General features: G+C 34.7%; 18 protein-coding genes and 1 pseudogene. 7 read left to right on the forward strand and 12 right to left on the reverse strand.

Annotated features, from left to right (window positions below; translation table 11 throughout):
• Nucleotides 1-95: 95 nt before the first annotated feature.
• The 3 genes from argF to argR form a co-directional block, all read right to left on the reverse strand.
• On the reverse strand, nt 96-1,094 hold the full coding sequence (gene argF, locus M014_RS0115580; RefSeq protein WP_026592572.1) for an ornithine carbamoyltransferase: 999 nt from the start codon (nt 1,092-1,094) through the stop codon (nt 96-98).
• A 30-nt stretch (nt 1,095-1,124) separates the two neighbouring features.
• Complete coding sequence (arcA, locus tag M014_RS0115585; RefSeq protein WP_026592573.1) at nt 1,125-2,357, reverse strand: arginine deiminase; 1,233 nt, start codon at nt 2,355-2,357, stop codon at nt 1,125-1,127.
• Between the two features lie 276 nt (nt 2,358-2,633).
• Entirely contained in the window at nt 2,634-3,083 is a 450-nt protein-coding gene (argR, locus tag M014_RS0115590) for an arginine repressor (protein ID WP_026592574.1), read from the reverse strand.
• A 328-nt stretch (nt 3,084-3,411) separates the two neighbouring features.
• Between argR and M014_RS0115595 the strand changes: the two genes are divergently transcribed.
• The 4 genes from M014_RS0115595 (at nt 3,412) to M014_RS0115610 (ending at nt 7,391) form a co-directional block, all read left to right on the forward strand.
• Nucleotides 3,412-4,746, forward strand: a complete 1,335-nt coding sequence (locus M014_RS0115595; RefSeq protein ID WP_026592575.1) for an FAD-dependent oxidoreductase — start codon at nt 3,412-3,414, stop codon at nt 4,744-4,746.
• Nucleotides 4,747-4,927: 181 nt separating this feature from the next.
• Nucleotides 4,928-5,650 (forward strand): amino acid ABC transporter ATP-binding protein, encoded by a 723-nt coding sequence (locus M014_RS0115600; RefSeq protein ID WP_026592576.1) that lies wholly within the window; start codon nt 4,928-4,930, stop codon nt 5,648-5,650.
• 147 nt (nt 5,651-5,797) lie between these two features.
• The gene (locus tag M014_RS0115605; RefSeq protein ID WP_026592577.1) at nt 5,798-6,583 is read left to right on the forward strand and encodes an ABC transporter substrate-binding protein; all 786 of its coding nucleotides are present in this window, start codon (nt 5,798-5,800) and stop codon (nt 6,581-6,583) included.
• 115 nt (nt 6,584-6,698) lie between these two features.
• Nucleotides 6,699-7,391 carry an amino acid ABC transporter permease gene (locus tag M014_RS0115610; protein ID WP_026592578.1) on the forward strand — a complete coding sequence of 231 codons (693 nt, stop codon included), beginning with the start codon at nt 6,699-6,701 and terminating at the stop codon, nt 7,389-7,391.
• Nucleotides 7,392-7,555: 164 nt separating this feature from the next.
• Here the strand turns inward: M014_RS0115610 and M014_RS0115615 are convergent, their stop codons facing one another.
• Nucleotides 7,556-8,641, reverse strand: a complete 1,086-nt coding sequence (locus M014_RS0115615; protein ID WP_026592579.1) for a fatty acid desaturase family protein — start codon at nt 8,639-8,641, stop codon at nt 7,556-7,558.
• Between the two features lie 597 nt (nt 8,642-9,238).
• Between M014_RS0115615 and M014_RS0115620 the strand changes: the two genes are divergently transcribed.
• On the forward strand, nt 9,239-10,765 hold the full coding sequence (locus tag M014_RS0115620) for an FAD-dependent oxidoreductase (RefSeq protein WP_026592580.1): 1,527 nt from the start codon (nt 9,239-9,241) through the stop codon (nt 10,763-10,765).
• Between the two features lie 186 nt (nt 10,766-10,951).
• Here M014_RS0115620 and M014_RS0115625 read toward each other — a convergent pair whose 3' ends face one another.
• Both M014_RS0115625 and M014_RS0115630 read right to left on the reverse strand, forming a co-directional pair.
• Nucleotides 10,952-11,731: a nucleotidyltransferase domain-containing protein gene (locus tag M014_RS0115625; protein WP_026592581.1), complete on the reverse strand. Its 780-nt coding sequence runs from the start codon at nt 11,729-11,731 to the stop codon at nt 10,952-10,954.
• Between the two features lie 111 nt (nt 11,732-11,842).
• On the reverse strand, nt 11,843-12,961 hold the full coding sequence (locus tag M014_RS0115630; RefSeq protein WP_170833677.1) for a PRK06851 family protein: 1,119 nt from the start codon (nt 12,959-12,961) through the stop codon (nt 11,843-11,845).
• A gap of 82 nt (nt 12,962-13,043) precedes the next feature.
• Here M014_RS0115630 and M014_RS29250 point away from each other — a divergent pair.
• Nucleotides 13,044-13,127: pseudogene (locus M014_RS29250) on the forward strand (cyclase family protein); the annotation flags it as partial.
• A 22-nt stretch (nt 13,128-13,149) separates the two neighbouring features.
• Here the strand turns inward: M014_RS29250 and M014_RS0115635 are convergent.
• The 6 genes from M014_RS0115635 to M014_RS0115660 all read right to left on the reverse strand — a co-directional run bounded on the left by M014_RS0115635 (nt 13,150) and on the right by M014_RS0115660 (nt 17,889).
• Nucleotides 13,150-13,530: a hypothetical protein gene (locus tag M014_RS0115635; RefSeq protein ID WP_026592583.1), complete on the reverse strand. Its 381-nt coding sequence runs from the start codon at nt 13,528-13,530 to the stop codon at nt 13,150-13,152.
• A 346-nt stretch (nt 13,531-13,876) separates the two neighbouring features.
• Nucleotides 13,877-15,142 (reverse strand): hypothetical protein, encoded by a 1,266-nt coding sequence (locus M014_RS0115640; protein ID WP_026592584.1) that lies wholly within the window; start codon nt 15,140-15,142, stop codon nt 13,877-13,879.
• Between the two features lie 269 nt (nt 15,143-15,411).
• Entirely contained in the window at nt 15,412-16,080 is a 669-nt protein-coding gene (locus M014_RS0115645) for a hypothetical protein (RefSeq protein WP_026592585.1), read from the reverse strand.
• Nucleotides 16,081-16,318: 238 nt separating this feature from the next.
• The gene (locus M014_RS0115650) at nt 16,319-16,771 is read right to left on the reverse strand and encodes a hypothetical protein (protein WP_026592586.1); all 453 of its coding nucleotides are present in this window, start codon (nt 16,769-16,771) and stop codon (nt 16,319-16,321) included.
• 37 nt (nt 16,772-16,808) lie between these two features.
• Complete coding sequence (locus tag M014_RS0115655) at nt 16,809-17,315, reverse strand: hypothetical protein (protein ID WP_026592587.1); 507 nt, start codon at nt 17,313-17,315, stop codon at nt 16,809-16,811.
• 334 nt (nt 17,316-17,649) lie between these two features.
• Complete coding sequence (locus M014_RS0115660) at nt 17,650-17,889, reverse strand: helix-turn-helix domain-containing protein (protein WP_090692530.1); 240 nt, start codon at nt 17,887-17,889, stop codon at nt 17,650-17,652.
• Nucleotides 17,890-18,042: 153 nt separating this feature from the next.
• Between M014_RS0115660 and M014_RS0115665 the strand changes: the two genes are divergently transcribed.
• Nucleotides 18,043-18,411: a hypothetical protein gene (locus tag M014_RS0115665; RefSeq protein WP_026592589.1), complete on the forward strand. Its 369-nt coding sequence runs from the start codon at nt 18,043-18,045 to the stop codon at nt 18,409-18,411.
• The last annotated feature ends 19 nt before the right edge of the window (nt 18,412-18,430 follow it).

Consider the following 18,430-nt stretch of genomic DNA (forward strand, 5'->3'; position numbering starts at 1 on the left):
TACACTCACCTCTCTTTAATTGCAATAAGAATAAACTCAATAGTGAATGATAGTGTCTAAAGGAGTAAAGAAGGAAGGAAGATCTCCTTCCTTCTTTACTCCATATTTCCTAGAGTAGCAGCCATAACCGCTTTAATTGTATGCATTCTATTTTCTGCTTGATCAAATACTTTTGAATGCTTACTGCGGAATACTTCGTCACTTACCTCCATTTCTTTTAATCCATATTTTTCATATATATCTTCCCCATACGCTGTTTCTACATCATGGAATGCGGGTAAACAATGTAAGAACATCACATTATCATTTCCAGTCTTTCTAATCATCTCCATATTTACTTGATAAGGTGCCAATAGTTCAATACGTTCAGCAAATTTGTCTTCTTCTCCCATTGATACCCATACATCTGTATAAATTACGTCTGCACCGGCAACGGCTTCATCTACATTACTTGTTACCATAACTTGATCATTATATTTTTTAGCTGTATCGATTATTTCTTGTGCTGGGAATAATGATTCTGGCGTACAAATACATACGTTCATCCCTACAATCGCTCCGCCGACTAACAAGCTATTTGCTACGTTGTTCCGTCCGTCTCCAACGTATACAAGCTTAACATCTTTTAAACGTCCGACATGCTCTTTAATTGTTAACAAATCTGCAAGTGTTTGGGTTGGATGCCACATATCTGTTAAACCGTTCCATACAGGTACACCGGAGTTTTCAGCTAAAGATTCCACTGTTGCATGAGCGAAACCACGGAACTCAATTCCGTCAAACATACGTCCTAAAACTTTTGCTGTATCTTCAACTGATTCTTTCTTCCCAAGCTGAATATCATTTTTACCTAGGTATTCAGGATTTGCCCCTAAATCCGTACATGCCACCGTAAATGCACACCGTGTACGAGTGGAAGTTTTTTCAAATAAAAGGGCTATATTTTTACCTTCTAAATAACGATGCGGAATACCATTTTTCTTTTTCTCTTTTAATTCTGCTGCTAAATCTAGAAAATATAACATTTCTTCCTCTGTAAAATCTTTTTCCGCAAGAAAACTTCTTCCTTTTAAGTTTGGTTTAGTCATCAACATGATTCATCCCTACTTTCCTCGTTATTTATACTAAATGTCTTTTCGAACAATCGGCATACTCATGCAACGTGGACCCCCACGACCGCGTGATAATTCCGAACTTAATACTTCAATAACTTCTATACCATGTTCACGTAATAAAGCATTTGATACATAGTTGCGATCATATGTAACAACTACTCCCGGCGCAATCGCCAATGTATTAGATCCATCGTTCCATTGTTCACGAGCAGAAGCAATCACATCTCCTCCTCCGCAAGGGATAAGTACTAATTCACTTAAACCTAACACTTCTTTTAACGCTTCAGTTAAAGATGTACGATGTGTAATTTTAAGAGTTTCTTCATCCTGTCCTTTTTCTAAAATATAAATGTTCATATTTCCTTTTGGTCCTTGGATAGCTGGGTGAATTGTAAATTTATCATAATCGACCATTGTAAATACTGTATCTAAATGCATAAATGCACGACATTTTGGGATTTCTATTGCTAGCACTTTCTTAATTTTATTTTGACGGCTAAATAAATTCTTAGCTAAACGCTCAATCGCTTTAGCTGAAGTACGAGCAGATACTCCAATTGCAATTGTTTCCTCATTTAAGATGAGCTCGTCGCCGCCTTCAATTGGGAACTTATGATCACGATCTAACCAAACTGGCACATCATGACTTGCAAATCGTGGATGATGTTTAATGATATATTCCATAAATAATGATTCACGTCTCCGTGCTGGTTCTCTCATTTTGTTAATTGTTAAACCATCACCTATACTAGCTGCTGGGTCACGAGTAAAATATAAATTTGGCATTGGATCTAAATAAAATGGATAATGATCTTCCATTAATTCATACAGGTGCGTTTTTTTACTAGTTTCAATTTCGTTTTTACGTACGCCCCCCATAATTTTCTGAATCAATTCTTCATTTGAAAAGGAAAGTAAATATTCTTTTAAAGTTTGATGTGCAACATTTACGTCAGCCTGTCCTTCTTTTAAAATACGATCAACAAATTCTTCACGAAGTTTTTTATCAACTAACGCCTCAGCTGCTAGTTTTTCTAAATAAAGAACTTCAACACCCCGATTGCGTAATGTTTGTGCAAAATAATCATGTTCTTTTTGAATAATTGGTAAATATGGGATATCGTCAAATAATAATTGTTGCAAATAATCTGGCGTTAAGTTTTCCACTTCTTTACCTGGACGTTTTAATAAAACCGTTTGTAATTCCCCAATTTCTGAAGTAACATGTATCGGATGTTTCATTTGTTGTACCTCCTTTTAAATTTGTTTGATGTCTACAAGTACATAATAAACGGTACGTGCTTCCCCCTTTGTGAAAACGCTAACACTATCAAGTTAAATATTTCACAAGTTATTTTTTAAAATAATATATATTTGTATTTTTATAAGGTTTTTCGCTCCCTATTTTGTAAAACAGCTATATATTACGCATATATAGTGAATATCGATTTCCCTAATTTATATTAAAATCCTAAAAAAAGTCCTGTTTCTAGTAACAATTAGAAACAGGACTTTCACCTACATAATTAATTTCAACCTTTCTTCTAAAACTTTCCTATCCGATTCTGATTGAGAAACTACAAGGCATGTATCATTTCCACATATACATCCTACTTTTTCTTTCCAATCTAAAGCATCTAATAAGACACCGATAACGTGAGCATTACCAGGTAACGTTTTAATAACCGTTAATTGATCTACATAATCAATCTTTACGACAACTTCTCTTAACTTTTTCTTTAACTTCGTATCAGTTTGTAAATTATCCTCTGAGAGAACCTTATATATAGTTAAACCGTTTGAAGAGGTTGCCTTTATTAAATTTAATTCACGAATATCTCGCGAAATAGTGGCCTGTGTAACTAACACACCATGCTCTTCTAATAATTCTACTAATCTCTCTTGTGTATCTATTTCATACTCTCTTACCAATTGTTTTATTAGCCGTTGTCTTTTTTCCTTTTTCATAAAAGACACCCTTTCGAATATTATAACTTCATTATATCTTGCTATAATTTCCATTCGAAAGAGACAGGGATAAATGTTGCGGAAACGTTCATAGTTTTTAATCTTTATCCAAAGTATTATTTTCTAGAATATAAAGATACAAAACCCAGTATGTACACCTTTTCGTTGTGCTTCCTCTACAATAGCAAATATATCTGCATACGAATGACCAGCACCAATGATTGTATTGCCTTCATAATATTTATTTTCTATCTATAGTGTAAACACTCCTAAACAAGCTTTCTCATACAATAGTAAAAACCAATCTTATATGGAAAGGAACAATATAATGACAAAAACAAAATTAACAGGGCGCATTGTAACTCCAGAAGATCCTGAGTATGATGTAGCCCGCATAAACTTAAATTTAAGTATTCCAAAACTCCCCTGCATAATTGTCTTCTGTCAAAATACTCAAGATGTATGCAATGCCTTGAAATGGGCCCGTGAACGTCATATACCATTTCGTATACGAAGTGGTCGCCATAGCTATGAAAATTTTTCTCTTTTGAATCGTGGACTTATTATTGATGTAAGTGAAATGAATCGAATTATAGTCCAGCAAGACAGCTTGACAGCAACCATTGGAGCTGGAGCGAATCTTGGTGCTGTTTATAAAGAGCTGTGGAAATATGGCGTCACATTACCAGTCGGCACCAGTGCTAGCGTTGGAATTGTTGGATTAACACTTGGCGGTGGCATTGGTATGTTATCACGTTTATTTGGATTAACTTGTGATCAACTACTAGAAATAGAAATGGTGCAAGCAGTCGGTAAATCTGGAGCGAAATCTATTCGTGCCAGCGAAAGAGAAAACGCTGATTTATTTTGGGCATGCCGCGGTGGTGGCGGTGGGAACTTCGGAATTGTTACATCTTTAACATTTCGTGTTCATCCTATTCAAAACGTCTCTATTTTTTCACTCACCTGGGAATGGAAAGACTTTATTACCGCATTTCAAGCTTGGCAAAACTGGGCACCTTATATAGACGAGCGTCTTACTTCATCTATTGAATTATTTTCTAAACAGAGAAATAAAATTAAAGTGCAAGGGGAATATGTTGGTCATCCTTCTGAACTCCTCGATTTATTGGCACCTTTATTACAAGCTGGAACCCCTTCTCTGTTCATAGAAGAAGTCCCTTATATACAAGCAGTTGAATTCTTTAATAGTGGTAACATCCCAGAAAAATTCAAACGTTCTGGTTCTTATGTATATAAGACGATTCCACTTAAAGGTATTCAAGTTCTAAAACATTTTCTTAGTCATGCCCCAAACCCTTCAGCCAGCGTTTGGCATCAATCACTGATAGGAACTGTAGAAGACATTGCTCCTAGTGAAACAGCTTATTTCCATCGAAAGGCAATTATTGCTCAAGAATACCTTACTTCTTGGAAATGCGACAATGAGGAACAACAAAATATACGTTGGATTAAAAATTTACGAAATGCTATGGCACCTTATACATTAGGTGATTATGTCAATTGGCCTGATATTGATATTATAGATTGGCAAAACTCTTACTATGGCACCAACTTTACAAGATTACGTAAAGTAAAAACAGTATATGACCCTTGTAATGTTTTTCGATTCCCACAAAGTATCCCTCCCTTCCACAAATAAAACACACATTTTTATTTTCTTCTAAACCTCTTTTTATCACCTTACTAGGAGAATTCTCTTCCTAATTCCACGTCCCTCAGACAATGTTTTTCGCAAAAAATAAAGGGTTTTGGCACTTTATGACTAATAAAAAAAATAAGAGACAACATTTGTAAAATACAAATTTGACTGGGGGGTTGGTATGATTCAAGTTCAAAATCTAGTAAAATCATTTGGCTCATTAGACGTTTTAAAAGGAATTGATTTAGAAGTAAAAGAAAAAGAAGTTGTTGTTTTAATCGGCGCAAGCGGTTCAGGAAAAAGTACTTTACTTCGTTGCCTCAACTTTTTAGAAATGTACGATGAAGGATCGATTCATTTACAAGGTGAACGAATCGATCCCAAAAGTACAAATTTAAACAAAGTCCGCGAAAATGTTGGAATGGTATTTCAACATTTTAACCTCTTTCCACATATGACCTCATTAGAAAACATCATAGAAGCACCTATTCATGTGAAAAAAATGGACAAAACAAAAGCAAAAGAGATTGGTAATGACCTTTTAAAAAAGGTTGGATTACAAGACAAAGCAAACGTAACACCTCACCTTCTATCTGGTGGACAAAAGCAACGTATTGCAATCGCACGCGCACTTGCAATGAATCCAAAAATCATGCTATTTGATGAGCCTACATCAGCTCTTGATCCTGAACTTGTTGGAGAAGTACTCCAAGTTATGAAAGAGCTGGCTGGTGAAGGAATGACAATGGTAATCGTCACCCATGAAATGAACTTTGCACGAGATGTAGCAGATCGCGTCATTTTCATGGATGATGGACAAATTGTAGAGGATGCACTACCAGAACAATTTTTTTCAGCACCGTCAAACGAGAGAGCAAAACAGTTTTTACGAAACATTTTATAGAGATGGACTTCGCTCCCAACGAATACTTAAAGCATTAAAACTCATACGGGTAGCCTAAATTACCCCACCCTTAGAAACTTTCTATATAAAATACGAATACGACGATACAACCCGTATGTGCAGGATAAATATATAGGAGGGGTTTTGATGAAAAAGAAAATACTTACTGTTTTTGCAACAATTACACTATGTGTCTCTTTCATACTTGGAGCCTGTAGTAAGGAAACTTCAACAAATGAAGGGAACGAATTTCGTTATGCAATGAGCGGTTTATATAAACCTTTTAATTTCAAAGAAAATGACGGAAAACTAGTTGGCTTTGATGTCGAAATTGGTGAGGCACTCGCAAAGAAGATGGGAATGAAGCCTGTTCCAGTGACAAATCCTTGGGAAACATTAATTCAAGGTCTAAAAGCAAAAAAATATGACGTCATATTAGGAAGTATGGCAATTACAGAAGACCGCCTAAAAGCCGTTAATTTTACGAATCCATACTATCGCTCTGGTGCACAAATTTTCGTAGCTAAAAAGAACAATTCCATTTCTTCAGTAGAAGACTTAAAAGGAAAAAAAATCGGTGTTGTAAAAGCTAGTACATTTAAAACACTTGTGGAAAAACATACAGATCAAATCACTGAATACGACAGTGACATTACAGCTCTTATGGATTTAGAACCAGGCCGAGTAGATGCTGTTATTACGGATCAAATGGTTGGTCTTCGTATGATAAAAGAGGGAAAATCAAATATAAAAGAAGCTGGCAAACCATTAAATCTTGAGGAAATGGGAATTGCAATTCGTAAAGACGATAAAGAAATGGTGAAGAAAGTAAACAAAGCGTTGGAGGAAATTATTAAAGATGGCACATATGAAAAAATCAGTAAAAAATGGTTTGGAAAAAATATTCTTGGAGAAGAGGAAAAAACAAAATAAAAGGATGTACCCTTCTAAAAAACAAATCATTTTTCATTCATAAGCGATGCCCCACCTCAGCCGTGGGGCATTCACATCTATTTCTTAAAATAAATTCTATATTGAGGTGACTCTAATGTTTGAAATTTTCATATCTACGTATCCAACACTTTTAAAGGCTGTTGGTATAACATTACAATTAACGTTAACTTCCTTACTACTCGGTTCATTAATCGGACTACTATTTGCCTTCTTTCGTATCTCTAATAATAAAATATTAAATAGTATTGCACATGTTTATATTGCTATTATCCGTGGTACACCTTTAATCGTACAAATTGCTATTCTTTACTTCGGGATTACATCTATCATTGTCTTCACCCCTTTTTGGGCGGGGGCAATCGCTTTAGCTATTCATAATGGAGCATATATTACAGAAATTTTTCGTGGATCTATTCAATCCGTCGATCGTGGACAATTAGAAGCTGCCCGTTCCCTTGGAATGTCTTATCCACTTGCTATGCGGCGCATTATCTTACCACAAGCATTCCGGCTCTCTATTCCGCCCCTAGGAAACCAATTTATTATTGGGTTAAAGGATTCTTCACTTGTTGCCTATGTAGGTATGTCAGAATTATGGGGCTCTGGTCTCTCTATAGCGGCTGGTAATTTTCAACAATTAGAAACATATATTGTTGTTGGTATCTATTATCTTGCACTCGTACTTTTATTTACCTATCTCGTAAACCGCTTAGAGAAAAGGCTTCAACGTAAACAAAGTAATTCTTTGCACGTAAATAAAAAGAAAGAAAAAGCACTCTCTTTATAGGAAAAACCGCAAAAAATATTTCATCTATTAGATTGAAAAAAATGCATGAAAAGTTACTATTACATACAAAAAAACATGTCAAAATACAAAATAAAAAGCAAACTACTTTTTAGGTAGTTTGCTTTTTTATAGTTAAAGGGTTCTAAATAATCTACTTCACACAATCATGGATTCACTTTTTTAATAGTTTCCTGCTCGTCTATATGCTCCTCACGATATGAAATATTATCAGGATCTAACCCATTCCCTAAAGAACCATAGAAATGTTCTTTATGAGGGTCAACTAATTCACTGCCTTGATAATATACACGAGGTGTGTTCCAAAGCGCTGCTAATGCTTTCGTCATCGGCATTTCATGATAACGCTCCGGCCACATTTCTTTAATTTTTTCTTTTACTAATGGGTAATACTTTGAACTCATAGCAGGGAACAAATGATGTTCCGTATGATATGAGAAATTAAAATGCAAAACATCAACCCAGCGCGGCACTGTTACAGATAAACAGTTAGCTAATGGATCATTTACAGGAACAATTGGATTTAAGCGGTGATTTGTTGCAATATATGCCATTACAATAAAGTTTGCAATTAATAATGGAATCACGTATGCAAATAACCACTTCGCAGGCCCCATAATAAATAATAAGCTAATCCAAACCGTCCACGGCAAGACAAGTTGAAGCCATACAGACTTCTGATTCGATGACTTAAACTCTTTTATAAAATGAAAGAACATACGAGTTGAATGTATTGTAAATTGAATTGTTAGTGACAGAAAACTGAAGAAAGAACGTACATGAAGTGGCATACGATACACCCATCTTAAAAATTTACTCTTCTTCATCTTTTCAAGTGTTGGCCACGCATCCGGGTCATGTTCCTCATGTTGTGTATGCACATGGTGCGTCGCATTATGCCACTTTCTCCATAGTTTCGGCCCTGTAGACAATGGCATAAATGCAATTGCCCCTAAAAAATCACGAAGCCATGCTTTTCTTACAACCGTTCCGTGCAAAATTTCATGTCCTAAAAATCCAAGTGAGGCAAAACATAATCCGAGAACAATTGCAATCCCAAGATTTGCCCACACATTCAAGTCAAATAAACCAATCGTTATTAACCCAGCTACCGCCACAAGTAAATAAGCCAGTCCACCAAATAAACGAGTTGGAACTGGTTTAAATGCTTTTTTTGGCAAATGCGGCGATACACGCGCTGCATACCATCCAAACGTATGAAGCTCCTTCATCCTTTTGCCCCTTTCTTATGCCGCGCTTACGCAACTTGCATAAATCAATTCTTGTTTCCAGATTGATAACACTAGGTAATTACAAAAAGCATTTATAATAAGCAAATCATACTCACTCATTTTCGCTTTTATTATCAATGAAAAACATTTCTCTTTTTACTCTTTATCAACCTTTCCACATGATGAATCATATCAATAGACTTTCTGTATTGTCAATAACTTTTATGACCTAGTAATAAAATGTGGTTGTATTTTCATAATAATATTTTATTTTACCAAAGGAAAAACATAGATTTCATAAGCTTTTATCCATTATATATATAAATACTTTCACATATACGAAAATCAGCTTCATACAAGAGTAGCTTATATGTGAGCATAAATAATCCTTTATAAAATTGGCTATCATTTAAAATATCTTTATGACAAAACACACATTTTAAATTATACCAAAATAATATTTTTGTTTTACAAATATTTAAAACTTATTCTTAACTGTACAGTATCCCTTCTTCTGAAGTAAAAGTAATCTACATGAATTTGATAAAGGTTGGAAAAATTAAGTAGTACATTATTTTAAAACAGGAGGATCATACGATGGCAAACCATTCATTTCCCAAATTTCCAGAACCATATTGGCGTGACTCTACTTCACTCCCTATTTTCCCCAAGTTATCCGAAAATATAAAAACAGAAGTCGCGATTATCGGCGCTGGAATTACAGGTATCACAACTGCTTATTTACTTGCAAAAGAGGGCTTGAAAGTTGTTTTAATCGATTCTGGAAATATTTTAAATGGAACGACAGGCCATACGACCGCAAAGATTACAGCACAACACGATCTCATTTATGATGAGCTAATTCATCATTTGGGGGCTGATCAAGCTCGCCTATACTATGAGGCAAATGAAAAAGCATTACAATTTATAAAAGAAACAGTTAAAACAAATAACATTGACTGTGATTTTACTGAAGAAAATGCCTACTTATATACAAACTGCAATGACGGATTACGGAAATTAACAAAAGAATACGAAGCTTATAAAAAGCTAAATATTCCTTGTGACTATGTAGAGTCCATTCCACTTCCGATCTCAGTTCAGGCGGCACTTGTTATGAAAAACCAAGCACAATTCCATCCTCTTCATTATTTAAAAAATCTAGTAGAACAGTTTATTGAAGCAGGTGGAACAATCTATGAACAAACCACTGCAATTGATATCGAAAAAGGTTTCTATCCACAAGTCATTACAAAAGATGGTCATCGCATTACATGTGGATATGTCGTTTCCTGTTCCCATTTTCCTTTCTATGATGCGAACAGCTTTTTCTTCGCAAGAATGTATGCAGAGCGTTCCTATGTTCTAGCAATCAAAGCGAAAAAAGATTATCCCGGAGGCATGTATTTAAGCATAGACAACCCTACACGCTCCTTACGCTACACAACAATGAATGGAGAAAAACTTATTCTTGTTGGTGGTGAAAGCCATAAAACAGGACAAGGAATCAATACAATGCTTCATTATGAAGCACTGTACTCTTTCGCAGAAGAAACATTTGGAATAGATGAAATTCCTTATAGATGGTCCACACAAGACTTAATTACTCTAGATAAACTTCCTTACATTGGGCATATCAATGAAAGGAATCCAAACATATTTGTTGCAACAGGCTATCGGAAATGGGGGATGACAACGGGAACTGCTGCAGCGCAGCTATTAAAAGCCTCGATTACAAAAACAGATAGTCCCTACAAAGAACTCTTTGCTCCATCACGATTCCATGCAGATTCAGATATAAAAACATTTGTTTCTCAAAATCTTGATGTGGCAAAACATTTAATTGAAGGAAAGCTAGAGTTTGCTTTGCGTAAACCAGAAGATCTTGAAAATGGCGAGGGTGCCGTTGTAAGAGTAAACGGAAAACGTGCAGGTGCTTATAAAGATGATGAAGGAAAACTACATATTGTTGATACGACATGTACACACCTTGGCTGTGAAGTAGAATGGAACGGCGGTGATTGTACGTGGGATTGTCCTTGTCACGGATCACGTTTTTCAATTGAAGGAGATGTGATTGAAGGGCCTGCGGATAAGCCATTAAAACGGGTTGATGGAGAATAAATTCCTGTAAGCTAAAATTGACTCATACAGAAAAACGTTTCTTTTTGTATGAGTCAATTTATTATGTAAGTACACTTATTTAGGCGAAACGTACATCAGTGGGGATTTACAGAGAGTTTATCTCCTACCTAATTCTCTAGCTCTCACTTTGTTTTGACGTATCATCTAAAAAAGCAGCACACCAAATTATCGGTGCTCTGTTCCTCTCTTAAATAATATATCCCTAAATAAATCATTCAACTTCTCAACTTCAATGCCCTTTCCCTTTTCAATTTCTTTTACATATTCTTGATAATAAGAAATCTGCTCCTCCAAGAATTCATTTAATAATGTAATTTTCGGGCCAGCATCCAGCTCGACACCACTTTTTTTCTTTATTAGTAAATCATTAATCTCAGCTAGAAGATTTTGTTTTAACGCCAGTTCATTCATTAACTCCTCAAACTCTACAGGCGGCAATGTCCCTTTCTCTTCTAACCATTTGCAAGCTAAAATAGGACGTAATACATAGAAGTATTTTTTTAACTTCACACTCTCTTCTTGTAGAAATTCACGATAGTTTTTTGAAGCCATATGTAAGTAATGATACATTGTTGCCTTTGGATCAAAATCATCTTCGCTTATTTTTTGTAAACGTTCTGGAAGATCCGAGTTCTTAGAGTAAAAGATTGGCGAACGGATCCACTCTAATAATGCAGGATTTGATTTTGCAAATAGCTGCAAGGCTTTTCGAATATCCCAGCCACTTATATCCAATGCATCACTAATTGGATATTCAATGACATCACGCTTCTCATTAATAGATAAATACCAATCTACTTGATGAATATATACAAATCTAACATCATAGTCACTATCTTTCGACGGAAATCCCCATGCCCGGCTTCCAGATTCTACTGCAAATAAAATGTTCACATCGTTCTCTTTCTCGATTTTCTCTAATTCCAATTGAATTTTATCTCTCATATGTATCACCCTCATATTCTGATCATTTCCCTGGAAATTCGACAACTATAATACTAATTCTACTACATTTCAAAACAGCTGTCAGGAATTACCTGACAGCCCGAAACTTTCCTACTTTTGTTTCTGAGTATCAACCTCTGCAAGTCGCTCAAATTCTCTTTGTATTTCTTTTTTATATTCCTCTACCTTTGAAAAGTCCATAGCAGCAATATAAATCCGCTCTAACTTATCTCGTACTGCTTTTGCTTTTGCCAAGAAGGACATCGCCTCATTCATTTTTGTTTTATATTGAATCGAAACATTGCGAATTTCTGTAGCATATTTTTCATCTGTTCCGGGATTAACAATGAGATCATACATATCAATAACCTTGTCACCTTCTCGCTCTGGAAAATACTCATGTGGTGCTGTGCTGTCAAAGATTGCAAATCCCAACTCTCTTACAATAATCATATCTAGACTATTTGGATCAAATCCACAATGATATACTTCAACTTCAAAACCTTTTTCTTCTGCTGCCGCTGCTATTTTTTTTAACATCGTAGATTTCCCTGACCCAGGGCGCCCTTTTATAAAGTAACGATGAGGAATCCCTTCAGTTAAATTCGGAACAAAATCAACCGCACCTTTTGGTGTCGCTGCTCCTAAGAAACGGTGCTTTACAACCGCCTGCATTCCTTTGTTAGTTGCAAATAACTTTTGTATAAGCTGATTTGTTACTTCATTTGCTTTTTCAAAATCAATATTATCAATATAAATTTTCTCCCAATCATCGTGTATAGCTAATGCCTCTTTGAAACAAGCATACGCTGATTGAAAGGCACCGCTGGCTTCCGATATATAACGTGTAATCGCATCTTTATGCTTTCGTAACTTTTCTGAATCCCAAGCAACGCCTAAGTTTACATATTCTTCTACAACTCCAGGTGTTTTTGGCTCAATGACATGTGGTGCTGTTCCATCTACAATTCCTACTTTTAATTTGGGGATAATAACACCATCGATGGATTTGTTATCAGAAGAACAATGCAAAAATTCAATATCATATCCTCTTCCAGTCCACTCATGCCCAATCGCTTTCATCAGTGAGGATTTCCCTGTCCCTGGACCACCTTTCAAAATGAACAGCCTTTCCAATCCACTTAAGTTTTCCTCGTATAGACTATAAAAACCTCTAGCTGTATTACCACCAGCATAATAATTTAAAATCTTCCCTGTCACTGCACTCACTCCTTTGCAGCAGTTTACTTACATAAACCACCATATGCTGGAATCCTTAGTTGGGTGAATACCTATTTTTATTCTTGTAACAAAACGCTTTTTCTTTTCAGCAGCACCATTAAAAATTAAAAATAGTGACGGCGCTTTTGCTAGAGCATTCGCGGTTATTTTCTAATTCAACAAAAAAGCAGAGATCATCATTGATCTCTGCTTCGATATTTTCGATTCAAATTAAGAAAAAACTGTTCAACCCGAGGACGAATCCAGGCAAAATAGTCTTTATCTTTCTTTTTCGTACAAATAATTTCTTCTCCATCAACCATTCCGACAAGCTCTAGTTCTAACAATTGCCTCGCAAATTCCAAAATATTTACTTCTTCTTTTGGATACTCTTCCTTTAGCTTTTCTTCAATTTCTCCCAATAAAAAGCCGTCACGCATCATTGCAAGTGCATCAATGCAAAGTGGCGGCATTTCATATTTTTCTCCTGTAATTGTATCTTTTACAATATAATTCTTTTGATCTTTTTGAAATTGAATCGTGTGTAAACATACGGTCGAATTTAATGTTAGTTCCATCGTACCACCTCTGTCATAATATCAACATAGAAAAAAGGATGCATGTGCACCCCTCTTTTTTAATTCACATAAACCCAACTTGTTATAACCATTCGTACAAGTAAAAACTACAAACCGGTACATGAGTAATAAAACTTCATGTCGATATTTTCCTCCATTATAAACTAAGTATTTTATAAAAAAAAGCATTCTTGTAACTTTTCATAAAATGTTTATATTTACACAACAAGAGCACTTTTCTGAAAAGTACTCTTGTTTTTAAATTCTATATATTTGGCAAGGTTCCTTGGCTTTTTCCCTGTACCAATATAATAAAGGGAGTGCCCCTTCTTTAACAAATAGTTAATTAGATCCACTTCACTCGCTCATGAAGCAATCCATCTGTAAATGAATTATCACCTATCACAAAATCGTTCATATAAACACGTAAATATTCACCATATTTGCTTTTTGTATTAAGTAATAATTCCTCAACATAATATGCACCTGGTGAAAATATATCTAACAGCAGGCTGGACAATCCAGCATAAATGCCACAACCAACCTGAAAATAAGTTGCATTCGTCTTATATTTCTGAAAAACCTCACTACTATTCATTACATTATACATATATTTTTCATTGTCTTCATAAACAAGTAACACACCAACTAAATCCTCTCCAGCTATTTCGTCCTCTGCCGGATTAAAAACCTTTCGATTCCAATTCCATAATTTATCCACATCATCTAGATTTTTTCGAATTAAATCTGTTGTATATTCATTAATACGGTAAAGGAAACCTACTTCCATATCAAATGTTTTTCCAAGAATAAGAACTTCTTCATGTGGCATTAGACAACCATGAAACTCTTTCTCTCCTAATCTCACCTTATACTCCGAAGCATATACATCCTCATAAAAATAGATTGGTCGATGATGACTTACATACATTGGATAACTTAATATCGCTTCATCAAGAAAACGTTCTACAGCCCATGAAGCATAAAGAGTATTTGGTTTTATAAGATTTTGGTCTGCAAAGAAAGAATAATCATGCTCTATAATATAACATGCTCGTGGCTTTTTCTCTGGTTGTTCTTTCATAAGCTGTACAACCATCCATTGAACAACACCAGGATTCATTCCTGATCCTATAATAGCTCTTGTGTTTGTAAATTTATTTTTTTCCTTTTCAAATCTCGTATAGCGTTCCGTAAGCTGAAAACCCATTAAACTATCATCTTGATCAACCTGTTCATTCTCTAAAGCTGAATTTATATAAGCAATTCCTAATTCATTACAACAACTCAGTATACTAATCGTATCTGCTCCAGAAACGTCGATAACTACACCAGTATCCGTTTGCTGTAAATGCTGTTTAAACAGTACCGAATTTTGAAGATTTATTTCATGAAGAAAGAATTTGTCCTTCAAGTTTGGAAATAATTCATCATAATAATTTTTTTCCTTTTGCTTTATATCAACAAGATGAAACTTTAAATCTTTTATCACGGAATAAATAGGATCATTGATATTTACCACAGATTGGTTTAACACTGCCAATACTGCTTTAGCTGCTCCACCGCCACTACCAAGTAATGTAATTGAAAATGAATGTTTAAGCTGACTCACTTTGAAAACTCCTTTAATATTTAATTAGATAATACATAATTTATTCAATTTTGAAAGGGTAGCTTGGACATAATAAACATGCTCGTACACATTTTTTATTATGAAAATATGCCTTATTAACTCATAACTCTATAAATACAAATTGAAAAAACGACATGTAACCTTTCTTTTTAGGTTGAAGTACTACTCCCCATCCGAATGGGAAGACAAAAATAGGCTTGCTTTTTCTTTTACATGCATAAAAGAAAAAGCAAGCCATCATAACAAACTTACGGAAAATGAACCGATTTTACATGTTGAATATTTAAATATACTTTTTCATCACGCGCCTTAATCAATTCAATATGACCGTCTTCAATTTTTGTCATCTTCCCTATTTTATTTGAGAGCTCTCCTAAATCGAACACTATAATTTTCCCTGCTACTTTGATTAGCTGTTCTTCAAATGTTCTAGCTAGTGTAATATTTAATGGATTAACTGGAAGTTCATTTTTATTGAGGGCATACGGAATTTGATTTTCTTGATAGGGGATTAACCATTTTAAATGTTTTAAAGAAACATATACTGTTTTGTACACGGGGCTATAGAATACTAAATAGTCATTCATAATACTTGTAACATAACCATGAATAGCGTAATCACCAGCTACATAAATCTCCGTAAAGATCCCTTTCGATGTACTCAAGACTTTCCTTAGCGAAATTGATGGTGACTCTCTTTTAATAACAGAATCTGTTTCTGGCTTTTGTATTTCGGCCATAGGACTCTCCAAAAATTTATAATATTGAATATGATATGAAGAAATATAGATATAATCTTTCCCATCATAAATAACGACAATATCATTGCCTACATCAATTAATAATCCTTTAAACCTTTTCTCACCGATTAATTTAACATAGATATATTCTCCAATATTTTTGCTTAGGTCATTCATCTGTGTCCTCCTTTCTACAAATACTAATTTTGACAATATCGCTAAAAATAAGATTGATTATGACCTATTTACAGCACACATTGCTTTTTCATATTTCTAATGACGGAATACAAACATGATCCATTTCTCACAAAAAATGTGCGGGACATGTAACCAATATTATAAGAAAAAACAAGACCTATTGAGCAGTCTCCATTCTCGACCCTTGTTTCCATATGCCCCTTCTTATTTTTAATAATTAATTTTCTTCTTCATTTTTCTTATTTTTAGTAATTTGATTTACATTTTTAATGTGAAATGTAACAATATAAATCACTTCATCGCGGTTCACTAATGTAATATATTCATCATTCACTTCACTTAATATACCTTCAACACTCTCTGGACCACCACGATTAATTTTTACCCACTTATGCTTCAAAGTAGCAAGTATATCTTGAAAAGCTTGCCCCGTCACATATGGCTGCTCGATAAAGTTAGCGGCAATACCTAGTTCTTTTGCTTTATTTATCACGCTTTTAACATGCTCTTGTTGATAATAAACAACTTCACCCGTATTGGCTTGAAGAACAAGATAGTCATCTCCAACCGCTAACAACACACCAGTTCGACTCTCTGGTCCGCCGAGGTTCACTTTTACTCCTTGATACACCAAGCCTTTAATTTGATTGAAAGGCTGTATATTTTTCAATTCCACTCCTCCTTTTCCTCTTTTTCCTTCTTTATCATTATCGGTTTCGACTCGACTGTCTTGTTGCTCTTGCTCTATATTGTTGATTATTTGATTGATTATCTTCATCCTCTTCTGCTTGTACTTGTAAACCGTAATTTATGCTTTTAATATGATAATGAGCAATCTGTACAACTTCCTCTTTTACGATTAATGTTACAAATTCACAAGATACATCTTGTAAAATCCCTTCAATTTTTTCAGGACCACCGCGATTAATTTTCACCCAACGATATTTTAAGTTTTGGAGTAAGCCGTGAAAATCATCACTTTCTACAAATGTTGGTAAACTTACAATTTCCACACCGCTCTCCTTTACATTCCTTGTAATACTTTTAATATGCTCTAACTGATAATAGAAAACCGTTCCACTTTCACTTAACAAGACAAAGTAATCAGAATAAACCGAAACCACTGTACCTTTTTGGGACTCTGGTCCACCTCGATTCACTCTAACACTCTCTCCAATCAATCCATACAGCAAATCACTACTAAGCTCGCTCATGAGAAAACTCCTTTCATTCATTTATAAGTCGTTTGCACTGATAGTATATGTATCTGTACATGTTACGTTCTCTATGATTGTCCCATTATATAAAAATATGTTTTTAACACGGAGGTACATTTATCCAATATGTATGTCTCTTATGTACAAAAGACTAACAGGGCTCCTATCAATACCTGGCATGATATCGGCCTCCATTTATGCACATTCTTTTACTATTTCCGCATAAAAAAATACCGTTTCAAGATACTCATTCTACACATCTTGAAACGGTATTTTTAAAAACGATTCTGTATAGCTTTTCATAGGATACTACACCATAGACCCATGAATTTTAATCTTCGTCTTTTACATCCATATCCTCTGGAATTGGCTCATTTAATATTTCTTCTACTAACTGTTTATATTTTTCCATCTGCTCTAAATGCGTATTGAACTGTTCTTTATTCAGCAAATATTGCTCACCGTCATATACGGCTCGAATTCGTTTTTGCTGAATCAATTCTTCAATGTAAGCTTCCGGAAGATTTAAATATTCTGCTGCTTCTTTTACCGTTATATACAATTGTTTCATTCCCTTATTATTTTTTATGTCTAGATCATTATAAAAGATTTTGTAAATACAAATCAAAAAGCAGGTAGATGCATTCCATATCTTGTATAGTAATATAGAGGATATAAAAAATACAGATGGCACTTATCCATTTACAAAAAGGGGAGTTAACATATGGCTACTCATCACATCATTACAATGTTAGAGCAAGCATTACAATCTGAAACAACAAACACCGCTGCTCAGCTTTCTAAAGATTTACCAAAAAGAATTATTGAGCAAAGAAAGGCTATAAATGAAAACGTGAACTATAGTACAATTGGAGAATGGTACCAAAATCATTTCTTATTCCAACAAGATGATTTTCTTTGGGCTAAATATGCTTACTATGATGCATACTGCGAGGCATTACAAAATCAGGGGCGACTTACAAAACGTGTACGCCACATACTAGAATCTGTTGCTAGAAAACATGGTAAACAATACATTGCCTCTGTGCAAAACAAGCAATTTCCTGATCATTACGCACAAGGAACAGCATGATTTTCCTTGCCTTAAGAAA

Source organism: Bacillus sp. UNC437CL72CviS29, assembly GCF_000482345.1.
Classification (GTDB): Bacteria; Bacillota; Bacilli; order Bacillales; family Bacillaceae_G; genus Bacillus_A; species Bacillus_A arachidis.

Bases quoted from the DNA above. Each gene is read 5' to 3' on its own strand.
- M014_RS0115610 (WP_026592578.1), top strand. From the start codon at position 6,699: ATGTTTGAAATTTTCATATCTACGTATCCAACACTTTTAAAGGCTGTT.
- M014_RS0115600 (WP_026592576.1), top strand. From the start codon at position 4,928: ATGATTCAAGTTCAAAATCTAGTAAAATCATTTGGCTCATTAGACGTT.
- M014_RS0115635 (WP_026592583.1), bottom strand. From the start codon at position 13,530: ATGGAACTAACATTAAATTCGACCGTATGTTTACACACGATTCAATTT.
- M014_RS0115615 (WP_026592579.1), bottom strand. From the start codon at position 8,641: ATGAAGGAGCTTCATACGTTTGGATGGTATGCAGCGCGTGTATCGCCG.
- M014_RS0115620 (WP_026592580.1), top strand. From the start codon at position 9,239: ATGGCAAACCATTCATTTCCCAAATTTCCAGAACCATATTGGCGTGAC.
- argF (WP_026592572.1), bottom strand. From the start codon at position 1,094: ATGTTGATGACTAAACCAAACTTAAAAGGAAGAAGTTTTCTTGCGGAA.
- arcA (WP_026592573.1), bottom strand. From the start codon at position 2,357: ATGAAACATCCGATACATGTTACTTCAGAAATTGGGGAATTACAAACG.
- M014_RS0115645 (WP_026592585.1), bottom strand. From the start codon at position 16,080: ATGAATGACCTAAGCAAAAATATTGGAGAATATATCTATGTTAAATTA.
- M014_RS0115625 (WP_026592581.1), bottom strand. From the start codon at position 11,731: ATGAGAGATAAAATTCAATTGGAATTAGAGAAAATCGAGAAAGAGAAC.
- argR (WP_026592574.1), bottom strand. From the start codon at position 3,083: ATGAAAAAGGAAAAAAGACAACGGCTAATAAAACAATTGGTAAGAGAG.
- M014_RS0115655 (WP_026592587.1), bottom strand. From the start codon at position 17,315: ATGAGCGAGCTTAGTAGTGATTTGCTGTATGGATTGATTGGAGAGAGT.
- M014_RS0115665 (WP_026592589.1), top strand. From the start codon at position 18,043: ATGGCTACTCATCACATCATTACAATGTTAGAGCAAGCATTACAATCT.
- M014_RS0115605 (WP_026592577.1), top strand. From the start codon at position 5,798: ATGAAAAAGAAAATACTTACTGTTTTTGCAACAATTACACTATGTGTC.
- M014_RS0115660 (WP_090692530.1), bottom strand. From the start codon at position 17,889: ATGAAACAATTGTATATAACGGTAAAAGAAGCAGCAGAATATTTAAAT.
- M014_RS0115595 (WP_026592575.1), top strand. From the start codon at position 3,412: ATGACAAAAACAAAATTAACAGGGCGCATTGTAACTCCAGAAGATCCT.